The organism is Chromohalobacter sp. 296-RDG (genome assembly GCF_029889885.1).
In the GTDB taxonomy this organism is placed as follows: Bacteria; Pseudomonadota; Gammaproteobacteria; order Pseudomonadales; family Halomonadaceae; genus Chromohalobacter.
The window spans coordinates 55,785-75,686 of record NZ_JARANY010000013.1 but is presented as its reverse complement, the minus strand read 5'-3'; the positions used below and the strand labels follow the sequence as shown (position 1 = coordinate 75,686).

Sequence of the window (19,902 nt, the reverse complement as noted above, 5' to 3'; positions counted from 1 at the left end):
AATATACAACGCCGTGAGCCGGAGGGATGGCAGAGCGGTTGAATGCACCGGTCTTGAAAACCGGCGAAGGTTTGTAGCCTTCCCAGGGTTCGAATCCCTGTCCCTCCGCCATTGCATCAAGGGAATCAGCTACTTAGCTGGTTCCCTTTTTCTTTGCACCCCCGAAAAATCCCGATTTCTATAACGTCTATAACGGCACCCGTTATAGAGGAAACCCCGGCCCGGTGCATAAACGCGTGTTTTTCGACGAAAGTTTGATATATAGGCTGAAAAATCAGCGTTAGGCCCTCGCAATGACCTGTCTCGAGCGCTAGCCTCGCACTATGCCTATATTCGGCATCATCGGACTGGCCCTTTGCGCCCTCGCTCTTGGCGGCATCGCCATGACACAGATCGAGGGCGGCATCGGCATGTGGCTCTTCATCAGTTGGGTGGCCATCCCTGGCTTCTCGTTAATACCGGTATGATCGAGGAATCTATGAAGAACTCAGGTACCAAAGACGGCATCATCCTCCTGCTTTTTTCAGCCTGCACGCTTTTAGGCTCTTGCTACATGGGTGCGCGAGATGACGTCGAGCGAATGCAGCAGTTCAACAACCGCATATTCAACATGCTTCCAGAATACAAGCAGCGCCAACTGAGAGAAGAGTGGGAGACGCGAATGGATCTACTGGACCCTGGGGCGCACAGCGGCCCCAGGCCCAGATAGATGACAGAAGCCCTACTCGTCTTCCATCTCGTTATACATCCGGTTGAACCTGTCCACCCGTCGGCTCATCTGCTTTTCGATCATTTCCAGGCGGTTCCTTTTGGCCTCGTCACTCAGCCGGTCTGACGCCTCAACGCGATCCCGCCGATCTCGATCCTCGCGTAACTGCTTCTCGATGGTCGTGGCCCGGTTGAAGAGGCGGAGCTTCTGCTGGTTATCTCGACGGTAGTCGATCTTTTCGCGTGCTTTCAGCGATTCCATCTGGTTCTGGATCTGTCCCAGCTCATTACGGCGTTCATAGAAGCGCTGCATGTCACCGTGCTCGCTAACACTACCCATAAAGCGACCAGCGAATGGCGTACGGTAGCGCTCCACCTCCTCACCCATTGCAGTACGTTTGGCAAAGTCGGCTGATTTTTCTACGAATCCCCATGCGCCGCCCCCGTAGTAATTTACTAAATGCTGCATCACGTCCGGAGAGACATCCACGTTGCCGGTAACGTGCTCAGAGCCGCCCGACACGTCATTGAGGAAATTGGCAAAGTCTTTGTAAGCCTCGGGCGTGCTGCCAAAACTAAGCGAACTCATCGGCTCCGGTGTGCCAAAGTCAAAGTTCTCCTTGTACACAGGGCGGCCAGCGAAGTCTTCATTGACCCCGATATGAGCCGCCGGGCGCGCAATGGTGGGCGTTATATTTTTCAGGAACATATTGGGAATCGAGTCGGAATCCTCGAAGCCAATGGGGGAGAAACTGCCAGCAATTGCGAGCGCCAGATTCTTGGCCGCACCTATCGCAGACTCCTGCCCAGCCACCACGGCCTCGGCGTGTGTGCCAAGCGTCGAGAAGATGCTGTACCCATAAGGCATCGGGATCGAAGTGTAGTCGCCCTCTTCACCTCCGAAAGACCCGGTCATCAGCATCAGGTTTCTTTCCTTCACATAGTCCGGCACCTTGTCATAGTAAAGCTCCCCATCATCATCTTCCTCAGATAGCCAGCGGTTCAGCATTCCCAGCATGAAAGAGCCGGTCGCCATACCCATCGCAATCTTTTGCGCCAGGTTCATGCGTGACCAGACATTCTTCGGGCTCTTTCCGTCAGGCGTATCCTTGAGTGTCACCATGGTCCGACCAAAGTTCATGGTGCCCTGAATGGAGGCATTGGCGAACATGTAGGCCGCATTGAGCGTCGTGCCGACCTCTCCCCGACGGTTGAAGTTGACCGTCATGTTCTTTGCCAGGCTGGCCGCTTGCTTACGCGATACTCCAGCACGACGCGAATTGGCGTAGGCGGACAGGCGCACCGCGTTTTCAACAGCCCCGTTCATATTCTCCACGAAGTCGGTCGTCTTCTTTCGCGCTTTGAGCATATGAGACAGCGTAGTGCCATCCGCCTGACGGATCATCGACTGGATTTCCTTGGCCTGGCCATCAAGATCTTTCATGTCGAAATAACCTGTCTTGGCGCCATCCTCTTGAAACTCCTCGAACCACTGATTCCACTCACGCTGCCTAGCATTCTTGCCGTCTTTTCCATTAAGTCCACGCCATGCGGCGGACATGGCTGGCTTAATGTCTCGAGCTGTCTGGCTAACGACTTTCTCACCCTTGATCTTGCCGTCATCACGGGTTTGCTCGGCTGTCAGGTTGAGAAGCGCGGTCTGCACGTCACGAGAAAAGTTGGTCAGCATAAACTCAGGGTTATAGCTGGTCATGAGCGACGACATGGATCGAGTGATAGTGCTTGCCGTTTGCACAAACCGTCCAATACTCTCCGGGCCAAGGTTGCGCATGGCATTCATCAGACGCTCATCGTGGATCTTCATGTAGTAGGTGCGTCCGGCTCGCTTCGCTTTGAAGTAGCGGTGATCGCCGGCCATGTTGACGGCTCGATCTTGAACTTCAATGCGCTTTTCTCCCGTCTCAGGATCTGTCACCCGTGTCGGTGTCCGCTGGGTATCCGGGTTATCATCAGTGAAAACCTCCCACAGATCGCGGTTCGGGTGATCCGTTACCATGGAAAGCAGTGACTTGGCCACCTCGTTCTTTCGGCGACGGATTAGTGACTCGTTGGCGTCCACGATGACCTGAGATGAAGGCGAGGCGGCGCGCGTCTTCCGGCCTCCCGTAATGCGGGATTCACGGCCATTGATCTCAAATCCTTTGCCTGTTCGAGGCCTTCCTGCTCCGTCTTCGCCAGGCGGAACATCGGCATCTTCGGCCCAGCCCTTGAGGGGTATATAGTTCTGCCAGTGAGACTCCCACTCATCGACAACGGCGTCATCTTCGAGACCGCCTTCGCGAATGGCATCGAGGCGAAGCCGGGTCATATCACCGACGATGCCGGCCAAGCGGTCGTATTCCGCTTGTTGGCCAGACTCAGTCACGCGATCGATGATCTCGGCGGCCTCAGCGTTGGTCATGCCTGAGCCGCCGTCTTGCATATCGGGATCATCCGGGTTGCGCTCGGCGATGGTGGCGTTCCGCTCTGGCGCGTGCCGCGCGTAGAGGTAGTCGTCCAGCTCGGCCTGGCTGATCTTGGCCTTGGCTAGACCGTCGGACAGCGGCTCAACGTGCTGTTCACGCAACTGGCGCAGATCATACTCTACTTTGCCATGAAACAGCTCTTCAGCCAGGTAGGCGTCGGCCTCTTCCTCGATGTCCTGACCGGTTTTTCGAATGGCGTCTTCGAGAATCTTAAGCGGCCGCATCTTGTCGGCCATCTTGCGCAGCGTGGCGTTCCTCAGCCCTTCATCCGGCATGGAAAAGCCTGTGCTGTCAGTACTGCTGAACTTGCCACCCGCTGTGCCAGACGGTTTTGCGATACTGAAGCGCAGCTCGCCGACACCACGATCAGGCTCGCGATACATGGACTCACTGATCTCATAGTCCTTGTGACGCCCCTTGTTCTCCACGAAGCCAAAGCGCTGATAGAACTCGCGCAGACGCTTGGTGTTACCGCCGAAATCGCTTGAAGGCGTCAGAGCCAAGGTACGGCCAGAGGCATCAGCCCAGTCATTCAGACGGCGCATGACAGCAGAGCCGGTGCCTTGCTCACGCTCAGGCGCCACAATTCGAGACACCGTCACCCGCTGGCCACGCCCCATCAAGTCCAGTGTGAGGCCTGGGTACTCCTCACGGAGCTGGGCAGCAAGGTCTTGAGCTGAAAGCTTGTTCTGTTGCTCGGCAAAGCTGTAGAGCTGACCATCCAGTAGCTCCATATCCGCTTCGTGCCCAGCCATATCGATCATATAGCTTGTGCCGTGCTCATCGGGCAGCGAAACACCTTTGTAGCCCAGTGTTCTGGCAGCCTCTGCCGTGATGCTTTGAATGTCAAAGCTTAGATCGGAAGCGTCCTCCGGCTCGATGTGATCAAGCTCGTGAGGATCTGTATTCTGCTCAATCAGCTCAATGGCAGCGTCTTCATCGACATTTGCCATCTCCTGGACGCGCTGAACAAGCGGCTCGAGCTGCTCTGCGCTCTCATCATAGAAGAGCGACTTCGAGCTGATAATATCTTTAGGGTCGATCTCAACACGGTAATTTTTTTCTCCACCGTGGACGCCGCGATCAGAACTGAAGAACAGGAAGCTACCAAAATTTCCTCGATTGTTTATTTCGGTGATATTGCCACCGGAATGGAATAGTTCAATAGTTCTCGTTGATCCTGGGGATAAGCTGAATAGCTGCCCTCCTCCCTGCTCCCCATCACTTTGCTGGTCTCTTCTCTGTTGCTCCGCCTGCTGCCGACGCAGCCAGCGGCGAGCCTGGTCGCCCAGAGCCAGAATGTCGGAGGTCCGCCACTCGATACTCGGGAACAGCTTACGCAACTGCTGGCGTATCGCTGACATGACGCGCTCGCGCAGCTTGGGGCGCGCGTCGCTTTCGATAGTGTGTGCAATCAGCTCTTCGGCCAGCTCGAGGCGACCTTCCCGCGTATGCGCTTTGGTCGCAATATGCGGATACGATGCTTTTATCTCGGCAATGTTGTGCCGACCGTCTTCGGACTTGGTGTAGCTCTGGAAGACTTGCTCCAGCACCGGCTCAAATTCTTCCCCAAGCGTCCCGCGAATGCCGTGGTGCCCCACAGTCTCGTGTACGCTCACGCGTATGGCGTCCGACTCATCAATGAGGTTGTCGGCCACAACCATCGGGCGCTCCGTTTCAGGGTTAAAAACCCCCTCTACATCCATCGGACGGACGCCCTGAATAAACATGCCTTTTAGAACGTCTTCCGGCAGCTCTCTGGTCGATTGCACCACCTCGACGCTGGAAAGCTCAGGGTGCGTTGACTTGAGTTGATCAAGACGGTTGCGGATGGCTTCGGCACGCGGCGACTGGGGCGGCTCACTCGCTTGGGTATCGGCATTGGCCGGAGGTGGCGCGCTACTGGCCTCCTCGCCGTTGAAGACCACGGTTACATCGCTGTTGGCTACGTCCTGCGTCTCGGTCGGCGGCGTGTCGCGTCGCTCCGCCTCATTCATGCCTTGGCGTGACTGGACATTACGGGCTTCGACCTCGCCGGCTAGTCGAAGATACTGCTGGATGGCGCCTTGCTCGTCATCCTTCAAGCGGCGGCGGAGATCGTTCAACCCCGACTCATCGGCAAAGCGACGGACTTCAGTAACGAGTTCATCTCTAGTCATCTCGCCCGCGTCCACTTGAGCACGCATCTGTACGGCTCTATCGGCAGACTCTTGAGATAAGCGCTCGATTTGCTGCTCGATTTCATGCTGACGGAAGGGTGACATCTGAAACCGTGCAGACTTCCCGCCTCTGGCAAAACCTTCGATGCTTTGGATGCCGTGCTGGATCTCGTGCATCAGAGTGCTGAACTGCTCCATCGCGCCACGATCGGCATTCAGCATGATTTCGCGGCGCTGATGGTTGTAAGTACCGTTCTGCTTCATGCCCTTGGCAGACATGACATCAATGTCGCGTAACCCTGGATAGGCGTCGAACAGCTTGGGGTGATCGAGCACTCTATCCAAAGACTCAGTCCAGAGCTGGCCTACTTTCCCGTCCGAATAAGGAAGATATCGCGCATCGCTGTCGTCAATCTCGAAGCGCCACTGGTCATCGGCACCTTTAAACCAGCCAGTTTCTTGACGCACTGTCTCGGCGTCCTCGCCCTTTTCAAGGCGCGCCTGAGCGTTTGAAAGTGCGTGGCGGTCTGCGTTTTGCGAGCTCTCGCCAGCGAATGAGAACAAGCTGTTTTGCCCACGCGCGTTCGCTTGATCGGCAGCGCGATCGCTTCCAGAGAGGGCGAAGTCATCAGCTTCGCGGTCAGCGTCAGCTCGCTGCTCTTCCTGACGACGACGGTCGATTTCGGTCTGCTCTGCTTGCTGCTGCTCACGCTCCCGGGCGGCCACGTCCTGCTCGGTGTAGGACTCGAGGGAGAGTGCTTCGGCGGGGTCGAACTGCACCACCTGAGGCTTTGAGAAGACGTTGCGCAGCAGCTTGATCAGCTGCCCGGTGGCCTCATCCATATCGTAGATGGTGTTGTCATTCCATAGCACAGCGATGCCGTCATGGCCTCGCTCACGGACTAGCGACTGGAGGTCGCTGACCATCTGTTGGGTCTGCTCTGTGCTGCGCATTGAGGGATTCGGGGTCTCCCACCCCGCCTCCCTGGCCAGGGCGCGCCACTCGTTGTCGCTGCGGATTACCAGCGGGTTTTCCAGTCGCACCGGAACCTCGCGCACCTCGACCGACTCATTGCCAGCAAAGTCGCGAGCATCACTCGGCTCCACTGCAACATAGGTGCCCGACCCCATTACAGGAACCTGGGCGCCAGCGTAGAGAGTGCCCGGATCGATGCCATCTACCCGATAGCCAATGCCATCCAGCGGCCGGCCTGTCTGGGGATCGGCCAGATTGAGAGCAGTTGATGCGGGCGCATCATCCGTGGCGATGCTTGCGTCTTGATTGGCCACACCATATTGGCCGATTCCGGCGTCGGCCAGAATCGCATCAGCGGTCTCATCCTGCATCCACTCCGCGGGGCGACCACGTTCTGCATTGCGCGCCTCGATGTTGACCTGTCGGTCGGTCGCATCCTCGCCAGTAAAGACCTCGATCTCCTCGCGGATCTGCTCGGCCAGCTGCGGGTTGCGATCGGTAATTCTTTGACTTCGCGCTGGGGTCTCGGCCTGCCGATCAGCTGCAGTTTCTTCAGTGCGTTGTGCGGTAGCGTTCGCAGCCGCGGGGTCAGCCTGGGCAGCATCCTGCACCATCCAGCCCCATCCGCCATCGACCTCGACGGCCACGGCGCCCGGGGTGTCGCGGAAACGCTTGGAGAGCTGGACGGCGCGGCGGGTCTGGAAGGGCTTGCCGTCAGCCTTGAGGTTTACGGCTTCGGAGCGGCCTCGCCCGGTTTCGGCGGCTTCTTGCCGTTGTTCGCCTTCGCGTACAGATGCTGAAAGATCTGTTCCCCCGAGTAGCCCTGGTTCTGCAGGCTCTCCTTCTCCTCCGTCCAGGCGTGGTTGGCCTGTACTCTCTGCTCGTGTGTCGTCTGCTCCAAGTGCTTGTTGATCTGGTCGTTCGTATAACCCTGCTGTCGCATCCGATTCGCTGTCAGGTGCTGGTGATTGCTGTCGTTCATCTGTTGCCGAGTTGCCATTGAGCAGTGTCTCCTTCAGTTCACGCGCAGCTTTGGCGACTGACTCACCGTCATTGACGCGCCGCGCTGCGTCGTTGATCTGCTGATTGATCTCAGGCGTGGTAGTGGCACGCTCGAGCACATCGAGGGCTTGCGCCGAGGCATCCTGAAATGCCTCGTTTTGGTCAGTCGCGATGCGGTTGCCCGCCTGCTGCGCCTTGTCGGCGTTGCTGTTCAGGGTAGCGAAAAGGCGGCGGTCACGCGCCAGGTCTTGGCGTAGTTTATCCATTACTTTGACGCGCTCGCCAATCAGCGACTCTGCCGGATCATCGCCGAACAGGCCAGCCTGCTCGCCCTGAGAGTCGGCGAAACCGGCCTGCCGGACCTCATTGGCCAGGAGCTGACGCTGGTTATCGTTTTGCGGCTTAACGTTCTTGAAGGCATCAACGGCGGCCAGTTGCTGGTCAGGGTCATCGAAGGATCGGCCTATCGCCGCGCCGTCTTTCTCCGCGACCACATCGTTAAGCACAGCACCGAAGGCTTCATCGCTCAGTTTCGCCAGGTCGCGCCCATCGCGCACCACCTGGGAGCGGCGCGGAAGGTTGCGTTCCGTGATGATGTCGTCGGTATTGCCTTCGCTGTTGCGGAAGACTTTCGCCGCATCCGATGCCGTGGCATTACCGTCCGCAATGTTGGTTTCCGCTGCTTCGCGACGTGCATCCGCAACGCTATACCCGTCCTGCTCACGCAAGATTTGGGCGCTCACTTCTTGCTGCCCAGTGCGACGCGCTAGGTCGAGCCGGTGGTGGCCGTCCGCCGCAAACAGGCGACCATCCTCGCGCTCGTGCAGCATCAGGCTCCCCGCACGCATATCATCCCATCGCTCGACACCTTCCAGGCGCGAGTCCACGCCTTCGTCATTCACGTCCGTGCGGAACTGGTACTCGGCGGGATCAGTCTCGATCTGATCGACGGACACTCGACTGGTCGGCGCTTGGCGATTGCTGGTTTTGCCGTCACCTTTAACGGTGGCCGCTTCCTGGGTTTCTTCTCGAGAGCTTGTCCTTGTGCCAAATGGCGACTGGGTGTCGCCGTCGCGCATCCAGTTCTTGAGATCTTCTGTACCGACCTCAGAGATTTCGCCAAGACCCTGCCAGCCTTCTTCGTAGTTTGCCAGATAGCCTTGCCGGGCCTCTTCTTTGCTATCGAATCCGAGCATCACCTTATGCTCGTCAAACCCGCCATCTTCGTTCACCTGGTCAACGACAAAGGCTTTTCCGTTTTCTGGACGCTCCCCGACGAAGACATCAAGATTATCGCCATCCGCTCCAACGGTGCCCTTGATGTCGCCGTAGTGGTGCGCCATCTGGCTTTCCCAGTCTCGACCCTTTTCGTCAGTGCCGCGACGGGTTGAATCCTTGGGGTTCTCAATCGCAATGTCCATGCCCTCGAGCTGGACCCGGCCTTTCCGGTAGTTGCCTGCCTCCGCCTGGGCAGGCGTTGGCTCGGTATCAGTACGCTTGGCAGCATTCTCCACTTTTTCGCTGGTGGAGCGGCCTTCCTGAATACGGTCCCACGCCTCCTGTGGGCGAAACTTGCGAATTTCCTTGTCACTGTGACCGAGGTCTCGCAGCTGTTGCCGCATCTGCTCAGTCATCATCGTCGGAACGGATGCAGACTTTTGGTCGGACCCGGCGTCTTTAGACATCTGGAAGCCGGCAGACTGACTGGGCGTACCTGGATCGCTGCCAGTCGCGCTCTTTTCGCCTCCTGGCATATTGAGACCCATTGAGGGCGTGTCCTGATCTTCTGGTTCGACCTGATCCTGACCGTTAAGGCGCTCCATAACGGAGGAAAAGCGTTTAGCTGTTTGATCCAGGTTCTGACGCATGGCATCAGTAGGCCCGCCTTCGCCACGGCTTCGAGATAAGGTTTCCTCTTCCAGCTCTGAAGACACATCTTCGTTGATGGCGTCCAGCTCAGAGACGGCTTCGGTATCTCCTTGCTCTTCGGCAGTTGCCCGCAGCGCCTTGAACGCATCCCCATCCGTAATAGAATCACGCGCCTCGCGTTCGGAAGATGACAGCTCAGAGCGGGGGTGGCGAATAAGGTCAGCCGCTGCGCTTACAGCTTCGGTGTTGGCCTGCCGTGCTTCAGGTGAGCCCGAGGGTTGAGGCGGTGTCTCAGGATCGCTCGCAGGTGTTTCGGCATCCCCTCCGGTCTTTCCGCGCGCGCTTGCCACCTCGACTGCAGATGCCCCTGCTCGTACGGCGCCGCCTGTCGGGCCACCCACGATGGCGCCACCAGCCGCGCGACGGCCCGCCGTTTCAGGATCCCAGCCTTTTTCGGTACCGACCGACTCGCCTGCGTACTCGATTCCGCCTTCCTGGACAGCCTCGGTCGTTGCCTCGGTAGCGCCGGCACGCCCCACGGCCCCAGGAATCTGACTAGCCCTGCTGACAGCCCCTTTTCCGCCAGGCAGTAGTCGCCCAAGGGCAAAGCGGTCAAGTAGTACAGATGCCGCAGCGGTGGGGCCAGCCACGGCGTACTCGTCCCATGACGGCATGCCAAGCGAATTGGCTTCGCCTTTCAGCTTGTCAGGATTAGACGTGCCGTCATCGGAGCTCTTTTCCCCCGCCTCGCGCAGTCCGGGGCTAGTCTCGCGCATCGCTTTGTCTGGGTTGTTTTTGACGCGAGATTCGCCGATCTCCTGGGTGCGAGACGCCAAGTAGGAAGGGAGATTGATCACCATTCCTGCCATGTCAGCCAAAGCAGCAGGGCCCTGCTCGGCAGCGGCGCCGGCCAGTGTTTCTGCGCTAGGGTCATCAAGCGCGCGGTCGATGGTGTAGTTCGGCTCATAGCCGAGCTTGGTGTCTTCGACCGCCTGTCCGCCGGCAGTCAGGCCAGTATTGGTGTCTTCAGGATTGGCTTGAGAAGTGAAGTCCAGGCCGTAACCGCCGAGCTCTACGTCAGGGTCATAGCCACGCTGACGCATCGCGTCGGACTCGCCGCCAATCACCCCCGGATTAAGTCCGCCCAGATTGTCGGCGATTAGCTTTTCGCCCATCTCGGCCATGTTGCCGACGAACTGCATGGCATTGCCCGCCAAATCAAGGCCGCGCTCGCCCGCATTGCGAAGCGCGTTACTGGTCAGGCCTGGCGATTCATCGGGCGCATCCTGGAGGCCGGGCGAGCCTTCCTGTGCTTCCTGCTCTTCAAGCGCGCGCTGATCTGGCAGGCCGCCGGTATAGCTTGCACTGCGAGAGGCGTCATCAACGCTTTTACTGCGCTCGCCAAAGACGTCGCTTTCGGTCTGGGTAAAGAACTTGCTCTGCACTTCATCGCGCAGATCGGCAGGCGTATTGGGCTCGATGGTGCGGCGGTAGAACTCGGCGCGCACCTTTTGCCTAGTTTCCCAGTCAGCAGCCTGAAAGTCCTCATCGGAAGCAACATCGGACCATTTCGGGGCGCTGTTGCTCTGGTTGGCGGCGTTCACACGCGGCTCCTTTGGCTCTACAGGTACTTGTTCAAGATGTCGTCAGCGCTGGGCTGTCCACTTTTCGCTTCCTTGTCACTTCCGCTTTCGGACGGCGATTTCTGCTCTGGCTGGCTTTCTGGGCCAGGCCGGACGCCTCGCTCACGCTGGCTAGGATTGGAGGAAGAGCTTTGTTCCTCGGCATCCTGCTTTGGCTCGGTCTGCGACGAAGCTGGCTCATTATCGCTGGGCATTCGGATGCCGTAGGTCTGGTTTTCCTCTTGACGAATTCGTTGACGCAAGCTTTTTAGCTCTTCTCGAGCCGCATCTACTTCCTCGCTCGTAGAAACAGTCTCTCCCTTGCCTGTAACGATCTGTTCAAGTTGCTCGGCTCGATCTTTCAAGGCCTCAATGCGATCTTGAGAACGATCGTAGGAATCTTTACCAGAGCTCGACCGAACCATGTTGTAGGCCTCGTCCGTGTCAGCAGCAATGCCCTGATCCACCAGCCATTGGGCTTCGGTCATGTCAGCGGTCGGGTCATGGTTGCCATCGTCGCCAGTACTATCCGTATCCTCGTAGGGGCTGCCAGCTCCGGGGGCCACCGGCTTCACCTCGCCGGTCTCTGTGTTCCGCTGGACCATTCCCAGCTTGGGGTGGTCCTCAGTCACCCAGTTCTCTTTGTCATCTTCGCCTCGCAAAAGCCCGAGCACCTTGCCAGCCTGCTGCTGAGCCTCGGGGGTTTGGAAAGAGTTTCGCAGGACGCGCATCCCTTGCGTCTGCCGAACAAGGCTCTCCACGGGAACTGATTTAACCAAATCGTCGTCTTCGCTTTTACTGCGCCCTTCGGTCATAGGCGCGTTGTAGCGTTTGCCATCCTCGCCATCTACTTCCAGCTCAAGCATCACGCTCTCACCGTCAGGTGCAGGCACCATGCCTGTAACGCGCTTGTGGCCACCCTCTCCCTTATTGATCTCGGCACCAAACATCTGATTGAGAGCCGCCAGGCTTTCAGGGTCATTGGCATCCACCGGGCTTTCGGGATCAATGGCGTTTTGAGCCTGCTCGATAGAAGCATCAGTGTCGGGGTCAAGAGCCGCCCAGTACTTCGGGTACTTGCGTAACAGATCGATTTCGCTGTCACTGACCTCCATACCGTTGGAGATCTTGCCTAGGGTGAACTGGAGGCCTTCCATGTCGCTTTCACGCTGAGCTTTCTTTTTCTCGGCTTCGGCTTGCTCTTTTTGCATGGCAAAGCGTTCGCGGCGCATGTCCATGCGCTCTTGCTTCATGTCCATACGCTCATTGGCGCGCTCGTTTTGCTTTTCTTGCTGCTGATGCTGACTCATCAGCCCGAAGCCTTGAGAGAAGCCGCTTGCCAGGCCGCGTGTGTCAAGTCCCGCCATGATGCTCTCCTAGAATATCTCGCTGGCTAATAGCCCGACGCCTGCCCCAACTGCAGCGCCAGCTGGACCGCCAGCCGCCATGCCAACGCCAGCGCCCGTGCCCACAGCACTCATTGTTTGCTGTTGCTCAGCTTGTTCCATCTGGTCTTCTTGCCGCTCTGCCCGACGCTGCTGGCCAGCGAGGTCGCCCAGGCCCTGCATGGCTTCGCCTTCCATCTGGCGTTTCATGCCGATCAGACCATAGCTCATTGTTTCAGCTCCTGACCTGGAATATTGGAGAGCCCCATGCCGCCAGCGAGGATGCTGCTCTGGCGGTCCTGCGCAGAAATGCGGGCCTGATTGCCGGCGCTCACTTGCGATGCCTGTCGCTTAATAGCAGTGCGGCGCTCACTTGCGTCTGCCTGGGCGCCGGTCTGCTGGATGCCCAGACCTTCGCGATCCTGCTCAAGCGCCTGCTGGTTGGCATCAAAGGCCTGGCCCATGGCGCCGCTGGCGTTGACGGCTGCCGTGGCAGGCGCGCCCTCGTCCTGAGCGATATCAGACAAGGTGCCGATATAGGGTGAGAATCGCGCCTTCCAGTCATTCCATTGAGCGCGGCTAAGCTGCCCCTGAAGTTCAGACGCGCCTTGATCACCCCGGAATGCCTGCCCGGGATCGACGTTCAAGCCGGCGGTCTGGCTCTCGGGAATATTCAGACCGGAGAAAAGACTTTGGTACATGCAGCCTCCCTAGAGTCCGCCGGTGCTAGCGTTGCCATACAAACCGCCGGATGCACCGCCTTGCGCGTCCGCCTGGTCGTAGAGGTCAAGACCTTGACCGCTACCTCCGCCTCCGCTGTCGAGTCCGTACGCGGTACCGGCACCTGCCACCTGACCCAAGAGCTGGAGATTTGCCGAACGCCGATTAAACTGGTTGGTAGACGATTGCCGTGCATCGGCGGCCGATTGATCGGCGAGACCAGCCAGCCCTGCCTGGGCCTGGCCGGACTGCCCTTGACCGATGGCTACGATATTTTGCAGCCCCTGAACCTGCTGGCTTTCCTGCTCGAACTGGGCGCGGCCAAGCGTTTCGCCGCCGGACTCAGCGGTGTCGAGCGATAACCCCGTCATGGCGCCCTGATAGCGCCCGCTGGAGGGGTCGATGCCGCCCTGCTGCAGTTCTTGCTCCGCTTGGTCGGCGAGCTTACTGCCCGACTGCTGTTGCGCCTGCATGGTGCGTCCGCGTATATAGCTCATCTTGCCGTCGTCGGTCATTTCGCCGACCGACTCCATGTACGCGTCTTCGAGCGGAGCGAGCTCTTCTTGCGCGAAGTTCCATTTCTCGGCTGCTACGGCGGCTAGCTGGCGCTGCTCGGGTGTATCCTCGACTTCGTTGTCACCTCCACCCCCAAAGCTCATCCGTCCCCCTCCTCTTCCTGCTCACTCTCTGCCTGGAGGCCTCCCAGATATTGCTCCAGCGTGTCTTCATGGGCATGCCGACGGATGGGCTCAGCCACTTGCTGCATCCAGTCATACCCGCCAACCAGGTACGCACACTGCACGACAACGCTTGTCAGGTTGTCACGCAAAACGAAGGCTATGGTACGACCATGCCGGTCGCCGGCACGCTCGAGCTTTACGCTGTCCCACCAGTCCTGAAAGCCATTTGCGATAATGGGGCGTAAATATGGCTCGTGCTGTCGATAGAACGGATTAAGCGGGAGTTCGAACAGGCAGTCCCAGAAGGCGCGAAAAATAGCTTCGTCGCTAACAGGGCGATCCTTGTCGATCAGATCGTCAATGACATGGGTAGTGCGAAAGAGCGTTTCACAAAACGCCACGGCTGCCGGAGAGTTGGGCAGCACTTGATGAAGGACTGTGCTTTCATTTGAGCGGGGCATAGGCACCTCACGGTGAGCTAGTTACGTTAGTATAACATATCAGAGAACGGGGTTTCTTTGATCTATCGCATCATGATCAGCTTGTTGTCGTGCCCGGTTATGCCGGTATAGGTCGGCGCTGCCAGCCACTTCAGATAGTCTTGGTATGCAGGTTGAAACTCATCGTATACCCAGTTGCTTCCCGTATAGGAAGGGAAGACCGGGTCGTAATATCTAATGCTCCATGCATAAGCAGCCTGTCTATCGTGAGTTTGATATGACGTTTCGCTCAGCATGTCATCGTGTGAGTGGTGGGCCATGGAAATATTCTTGGTGCAGTAAACGGTGGCTTCGGCGCTTACCCAGTAGCCGACCGTCACAAATCCATAGACAGGCTCTTCCTCGTTATACCGGATTGTTACCCAGTCGCACACTTGCTGGCGCTGATACCCTTCACCATAAACATAAACGGACTCGTAATTGCATTGGTACTCTCTTCGTGTCTTGAGGACTGTGCGAGTTCCGGTCTGCTGGTAGCTTCTATCTTCCTGGTACCAAGAGTTCTGATATGTCTCGTATTCAAAAGTCGGTGTCGCGGGCGAATTGAGAAGATAATACTGGCCGTTCAGCGGCATTTTCGACGAACCGATGTAGTAGCGCGAATTCTTCACGTCGGCGTAGTGATGATCCGAGTGAAAGGTCTGCTTGTCGCCATTATAGACCACCATTCCCCACCCCTGGAGAGGCAGAGGGTAGGCGCTCTCATACGTTCGCCAGTAGAATGTTCCGGAGCCGCGCACATAAATCCGGATGCCGGTGGTGCCACTGGCGTCGTTTGTGTAGCTCAGTAGCGCCACGTCAAGGCCGGGGTGTCGCGCCGCAATAATGAGCGACTCCACGCCCCGGCTTTCCAGCGGAATAACATGGTAGCCCGTGCCTACCTGGCGAGACCCTTGGTCGCGGTACACCAGATTGTCGAAATCCTGGTCAATGGGCAGCCGACCGAAGAAGCCTTGTGTCTCGACACCCCAGCTCATGACACCTCCGGCATATAGCCAAACACCACGATGCGACTGCGACTGCGTCGCGGCGACGCCCAATCCTCTAGATTCGATACCTCCGCCCCGCTGCTGATCGCTGGCATCCAGCTCAGTGTTTGGGTGCTGGCATCATAGGTCAGCTTGTGCGGTATGTGGCGCATGTACTGATCGCCATCCAGAGGTATCGCTTGGACGGCGAAGTCCATGGTGCCCGGGATGTCGAGCGTCACGCTGCCGCTGCTGTTGTGCCCCACCACTCGCGATAGAATCAGTGTGGTCAGCCGTGAGGAAAGCTCGAATGTGACGTCGCCATCTTTTCTGACCTGAATGCCGAAGCTCATAGTCTGCCGATCCTTATCCGAAGGCGGCCGCTCTCGTCATAGACCGAGATGCGGTCGCCGCGCTGCTCCATGCGCCCGCCGGCGCCGGTCGAGTTAAGCTCGAATTCACCGTCACGATCCAGTCGCCATGCCGGACGACCATTGTTTCCACGCGCCGTCGATTTCAAGTCGCCGGTCACCTGGCCAAACCCGATCCTGAGCTTGTCGGCTTCGATGGCGTCGGCGCGAAATAATCCTGCTGCGGTGGTTACTGGCGTGCCGTCAGGCTTAAAAAGCTTACCCACAGTGATGGGGCCGACCTTGCCCTCTTGAATCGAGCCTTCGCGAATCATCGCCGTGTCGAGATAACTGATGTTGTCTTCGACTATGAATGGATTCACTCGATTGCCGCGTGAGTTGGCAACCGTGAAATTGTCGGCAAGAACTGAGAATGAGCTAAAGGAGCCGTCGTTGAATAACGTGTACCCGGCGACATCTCCGTTTTGATTTATAGATAACGTATACCGATCGCCCAACTTACTGATGGTCTCGCTAAAACCATCAAGACGATTCTTGAAGGCGGGTGTCAGCACGTCCTCATTGACACGCCCGGAGATAATATCCATCACATAGCTGATATCGGCAACCGGCTCGGCATAGGTACCGCTACTGCTATTGGGCGGACCTTCCACGCCTGCAGTCGATGTAAAAGTAATCCAGTAGTAGTACCCCTTGACCGCCTTTGGGTCTTCGGCGTCAGTAGTATCATCGCGCACGACATCGCTGTAGATCATGCCTGGGTCACGGCCAGCGACCTGAGCATTGGCGAAGTTGTCGGCTTCGCTGCGGTAGATATTGGTGTGGGCATGGTTATCGTAGAGCTCGACCGGGCTATCCCAAGTCAATGTGATCATGCCATAAAAGCTGCCTTCGGCACTGAAGCCTTCCGGTACTGGTGGCCTGGAAAGGCTGGGCGCCGGTGGTTCGACGCCTGATTCGAGACTCCCGGGCATCCCGGCCCGAGCGCCGTTTTTGAGTTTACCGATACCGCTGTCCAGCAAGTCGCGCAGAGTGACCTTCTTGTCGAGCGGATTGCCACGCACGCCTTCCCCGGTCTCTATAACTTCGGACATGGCGCTGATTAGGGGCCGCATCTCGGTCGGCATCTTGGGCGATACTGGCGGTAACGTACGTCGTTTTTGTGTCATGGGCACCTCACGGTGAGCCTTCGGGATCAGACCAGTTCCGCGGGACTGGTAGCGATCTGTACTGAATATACTTCGCGACGCCCCTCCACTTCGATCTCCCAATCCCGGCTCAATGTGTAGCCGGCGGGCAGACGGAACATGCCAGGTCCGCTTACTTCATGCTCGAAAATAACGTACCTGTCGGCAAAAAGGCGTAACGTAACCGGATAGTCACGGGCGATCACCTTGGCGCACGTAAAGCCTGCCGCGCCAGGCGGCACCTCGTGAACGCCAGACCGCCAGCGGTAGGTCAGAGAGCCGCCTCGCCCCCACCCGGTGATCGCGCCGCCCTGAATCAGATAAAGCGCATCATCCAGGTTGTCGTAGTAACCGGCGTCGGCTTGAACATCATAGAACTCGATGCCCTCGCCAGGCGTGAAAGCGAAGCAGCCGCCCTCGTAGAAGGCTAGGTACCGGCCATCGTAGCGATAAGCGTGGATTGTGCCGGGCTTCATTGCCTGCCATTGCTCGCGGCTCAACACTTCGCGTGTGGCCACGCGCGCGTCGCGGCCAGCGGCAGCTATCAATCCGTCCGGCGATGCGTAGAGCGCATACTCGCCCATATCCACCAGTGATCGAGAGGCAATGCACGACTGAGGCACGTCGAGTTCGATCTGCGCCATGGCGTCCGGGCTGGAGCCAGACACTAGGCTAGGCTGCCCTTCGGTGACCACCACCAGGCCAGCAGATGTTGAGGCAATAGCCACGATGTCGTCGGAGAAGGCGAGTTGGTAGCCGACCGGCCACGCATGTGGGAGATACGCCTCGGAGAAGCACAGCGTATTCTCGAAGTAGCCGGCCAGAATGCCGTTAGGTAGTGCCGTAAGGCCAGTCATGCGCGGGTCAGGCATATCCCACTCAGTGGATGGAAGCGCGCGGCCCAGCGAATCGCTTTGAATGCTGTCAACGTACTGCCCTACGCCTGGCTCCAAGTCGTCCACAAACTGATAGATGCCTGATGATTCCACGCGATACAGGCGCTTTATATCGATGTTGCTGGCCGAGCTAGGAATGCCAGGAAGGCTGACCGTCACGTCGCCGCCCTTGGGGGCATCACTGACCATGTCCCAACGCGCAATAGCCGGGCTTGGCTCGCTGGGTGGCCCTTCCTCGCCATAGCCTGAGATCAATGTCACTACATAAGAGGTTTCCAGCGTCGTGTCAGGCTGGTCCTCGAGCGGTACGCGACCTTCAGGCTCCTCAACGGTTGGCGAACCGTTAGGCGACGGAACACCTAAGACATAGCTGCTGTTCGGGTAAGGCGGCGTCCCACTGGTCGCTATATCGATGCCCGCCATCTTCGGCTCACCGTCGCCCGTCCAGTAAATGCGGTGCCAGCTATCGTTGGCCAGCGGCGACTTTACGACGCTCACTCGCTTGCTGTTGCCCCATGCGAACCAGAAGCCGTCGCCATTATTGCCATTCGGGTATCGGTATAGCGTCGAAGGCTTGGACACATTGGGAAGCCCTGCCACTGATGACGGCGCCTGCTCAGCCTTCAAGGTGCCGTGACGTAGATAGAGATTGCGCGCCACTTGGGCGTTATTCTCAGGTAGCAAGCGAGCATTGATGATCGGCAGCTCGCCCTTGAAGGAGCTGTGCTGGATTTTCATGTCACGCCTCGATCATCGCCGCCTGCTGAAACATCTGATCCAGCCGCTCGTCAGTCAGCTCCATCTGCTCGGAGAGCGTTGCAACAGTGCTGCTATTGCGGCGCACTTCGGTAGATTTCTGCCACGCGATGACGGACTCCAGGTCTGTATCGGGGTCGGCAATGATGGTCTCGAGCTGCTCGAGCAAACCCTCGCGGTGCAGCTGAATTTCCGCCTGCATCCGACTGATGACTGCCGATTCGCGCCAGTCCTGCAGCTGCTCCTCGTTCATCGGCAGCTCGGGATACCCATCGAACGCGGCGAGCGTGTTGCCCTCGGCGAGCCACGCCTCGACGTCGGCATATAGCTCGTTGGATTCAGGCACGATGGCGCCTGCTTTTATGCGGCCGTAGTCGGCGAGGCAGACGACACGGCCTTGCTGCTGGTCTTTGCTGAACATGTGAACTCCTGGGTCAGTGCGCGATGCTGCGCGGCGAGGCTGCGCAGCAGGTTGTGAGAATCGGCCCAGCGGGCATGGCCCAGCCAAGCGGCGAGAAAGAAGCGCAGCGCCTCGCGGTCGTTGGCTAGGGTGTAGGCTCTAATCTTGCGCTTGGCGCGGCGCACGCTGTCTTTGCGCAGCAGTTTGTAGCCGGGGAAGATCCGGTATCCGAGGAAGTTGACGCCCGCGCTTACCGGCGTAACGCTCCACTTACTGAACGTTAGCCCCAGTGCGTGACGGCAGAACATCTCGAGCCAGCCGCGCAGCTCGTGGAGAAATCCTCGGCTACAGCCCATGATCACGATGTCGTCCATGTAGCGCACGAAGCTCGACACGCCCATGGTTTGCGCCAGGAATCGGTCTACTTCGGTGCCGTAGACGTTGGCCCATAGCTGCGATGTCAGGTTGCCAATCGGCAGACCGGTACCGGTGCGCGGCGTGAATTTCTCAATCAGCCAGGCGGTATGACGGCACGAGATCTTGGCGTCGATGCGTCGCCATAGCGCGGCAAGGTCAACGCTGTAGAAATATTTGCTGAAGTCCGTCTTCAGGGCATAGACGGTGGCGCCATTGCGGCCGAGATGGCGCATCATCGCTTGAGTGCGGATGCCGCCGGCGTGCATACCCTTGCCTTTCCGGCAGGCGTAGGCCTGGGGCAGCATGCCGGCTTCGAATATGGGGCCGATGACATTGCACAGCGCGTGTTGCACGACACGATCCTGAAATGGCGCGGCAGTGATCGGGCGCGGCTTGGGCTCGTAGACCCAAAACGTGCGCGGCTTTCCGGGCCGGTAGGTCTGGTCGAGGATGTCGCGCCTCAGTTTCTCCAGCCATGCGGCTTCGTATTCCTTGAATTTCAGATAGCCCGCGCTGCTGCGCCGGCCGCGTGCCGCCTTATGGTAGGCGTCACGCAAGTTGTCGGGGTCGGCAATAAGACCGATGAGGTTCCGGTACCGCTTTGCCAATACTCTCCCTTACCCCGGCAGCATGCCGAGTGCGTTGATAATGCCGCGCGCAGGTCTCGATATTTCACTACGCCCTGTTTCGCGGACCTGGTCGTGTATTTCCCGAAGGAGGTCGGTGCACGGCTGACCACATAAAGGTCGCCCCGGGTGGCCGTGGCCGGCCCGGCGGAAGAAAAAGCTGTCGTCACAGAC

12 protein-coding genes and 1 tRNA gene are annotated in these 19,902 nt (G+C 58.4%); 1 reads left to right on the top strand and 12 read right to left on the bottom strand.

Features of this window, described 5'->3' with window-relative positions; genetic code table 11:
* Positions 1 to 20: 20 nt before the first annotated feature.
* Positions 21 to 111, top strand: a tRNA-Ser gene (locus OP495_RS07575).
* A 610-nt stretch (positions 112 to 721) separates the two neighbouring features.
* Here OP495_RS07575 and OP495_RS07570 read toward each other — a convergent pair.
* The 12 genes from OP495_RS07570 to OP495_RS07515 form a co-directional block, all read right to left on the bottom strand.
* Positions 722 to 10,804 (bottom strand): LPD38 domain-containing protein, encoded by a 10,083-nt coding sequence (locus tag OP495_RS07570; RefSeq protein WP_280568300.1) that lies wholly within the window; start codon positions 10,802 to 10,804, stop codon positions 722 to 724.
* Between the two features lie 17 nt (positions 10,805 to 10,821).
* Entirely contained in the window at positions 10,822 to 12,189 is a 1,368-nt protein-coding gene (locus tag OP495_RS07565; protein WP_280568298.1) for a hypothetical protein, read from the bottom strand.
* Between the two features lie 9 nt (positions 12,190 to 12,198).
* Positions 12,199 to 12,438 carry a hypothetical protein gene (locus OP495_RS07560; RefSeq protein WP_280568295.1) on the bottom strand — a complete coding sequence of 80 codons (240 nt, stop codon included), beginning with the start codon at positions 12,436 to 12,438 and terminating at the stop codon, positions 12,199 to 12,201.
* Positions 12,435 to 12,908, bottom strand: coding sequence for a hypothetical protein (locus tag OP495_RS07555; RefSeq protein ID WP_280568292.1), 474 nt, complete (start codon positions 12,906 to 12,908; stop codon positions 12,435 to 12,437). The genes OP495_RS07560 and OP495_RS07555 overlap by 4 nt, the downstream gene beginning before the upstream one ends.
* A gap of 9 nt (positions 12,909 to 12,917) precedes the next feature.
* Complete coding sequence (locus tag OP495_RS07550; RefSeq protein WP_280568289.1) at positions 12,918 to 13,586, bottom strand: hypothetical protein; 669 nt, start codon at positions 13,584 to 13,586, stop codon at positions 12,918 to 12,920.
* Positions 13,583 to 14,068, bottom strand: coding sequence for a hypothetical protein (locus OP495_RS07545; RefSeq protein WP_280568287.1), 486 nt, complete (start codon positions 14,066 to 14,068; stop codon positions 13,583 to 13,585). The genes OP495_RS07550 and OP495_RS07545 overlap by 4 nt, the downstream gene beginning before the upstream one ends.
* Positions 14,069 to 14,130: 62 nt before the next feature.
* Positions 14,131 to 15,084, bottom strand: coding sequence for a hypothetical protein (locus OP495_RS07540; protein WP_280568284.1), 954 nt, complete (start codon positions 15,082 to 15,084; stop codon positions 14,131 to 14,133).
* Positions 15,081 to 15,428, bottom strand: a complete 348-nt coding sequence (locus OP495_RS07535; protein WP_280568281.1) for a hypothetical protein — start codon at positions 15,426 to 15,428, stop codon at positions 15,081 to 15,083. Before OP495_RS07535 ends, OP495_RS07540 begins: the two co-directional genes overlap by 4 nt.
* On the bottom strand, positions 15,425 to 16,615 hold the full coding sequence (locus OP495_RS07530) for a hypothetical protein (protein WP_280568277.1): 1,191 nt from the start codon (positions 16,613 to 16,615) through the stop codon (positions 15,425 to 15,427). The genes OP495_RS07535 and OP495_RS07530 overlap by 4 nt, the downstream gene beginning before the upstream one ends.
* A gap of 26 nt (positions 16,616 to 16,641) precedes the next feature.
* Positions 16,642 to 18,267, bottom strand: coding sequence for a hypothetical protein (locus tag OP495_RS07525; protein ID WP_280568275.1), 1,626 nt, complete (start codon positions 18,265 to 18,267; stop codon positions 16,642 to 16,644).
* Position 18,268: 1 nt separating this feature from the next.
* Positions 18,269 to 18,706 (bottom strand): hypothetical protein, encoded by a 438-nt coding sequence (locus OP495_RS07520; RefSeq protein WP_280568273.1) that lies wholly within the window; start codon positions 18,704 to 18,706, stop codon positions 18,269 to 18,271.
* Positions 18,646 to 19,710: an RNA-directed DNA polymerase gene (locus OP495_RS07515; protein ID WP_280568271.1), complete on the bottom strand. Its 1,065-nt coding sequence runs from the start codon at positions 19,708 to 19,710 to the stop codon at positions 18,646 to 18,648. The genes OP495_RS07520 and OP495_RS07515 overlap by 61 nt, the downstream gene beginning before the upstream one ends.
* Positions 19,711 to 19,902: the final 192 nt, after the last annotated feature.

Excerpts from the sequence above, each read along its gene's own strand:
- OP495_RS07550 (WP_280568289.1), bottom strand. The coding sequence starts at position 13,586 with ATGAGCTTTGGGGGTGGAGGTGACAACGAAGTCGAGGATACACCCGAG.
- OP495_RS07565 (WP_280568298.1), bottom strand. The coding sequence starts at position 12,189 with ATGGCGGGACTTGACACACGCGGCCTGGCAAGCGGCTTCTCTCAAGGC.
- OP495_RS07520 (WP_280568273.1), bottom strand. The coding sequence starts at position 18,706 with ATGTTCAGCAAAGACCAGCAGCAAGGCCGTGTCGTCTGCCTCGCCGAC.
- OP495_RS07535 (WP_280568281.1), bottom strand. The coding sequence starts at position 15,428 with ATGAGCTTCGGCATTCAGGTCAGAAAAGATGGCGACGTCACATTCGAG.
- OP495_RS07560 (WP_280568295.1), bottom strand. The coding sequence starts at position 12,438 with ATGAGCTATGGTCTGATCGGCATGAAACGCCAGATGGAAGGCGAAGCC.
- OP495_RS07555 (WP_280568292.1), bottom strand. The coding sequence starts at position 12,908 with ATGTACCAAAGTCTTTTCTCCGGTCTGAATATTCCCGAGAGCCAGACC.
- OP495_RS07525 (WP_280568275.1), bottom strand. The coding sequence starts at position 18,267 with ATGAAAATCCAGCACAGCTCCTTCAAGGGCGAGCTGCCGATCATCAAT.
- OP495_RS07545 (WP_280568287.1), bottom strand. The coding sequence starts at position 14,068 with ATGCCCCGCTCAAATGAAAGCACAGTCCTTCATCAAGTGCTGCCCAAC.
- OP495_RS07530 (WP_280568277.1), bottom strand. The coding sequence starts at position 16,615 with ATGACACAAAAACGACGTACGTTACCGCCAGTATCGCCCAAGATGCCG.
- OP495_RS07540 (WP_280568284.1), bottom strand. The coding sequence starts at position 15,084 with ATGAGCTGGGGTGTCGAGACACAAGGCTTCTTCGGTCGGCTGCCCATT.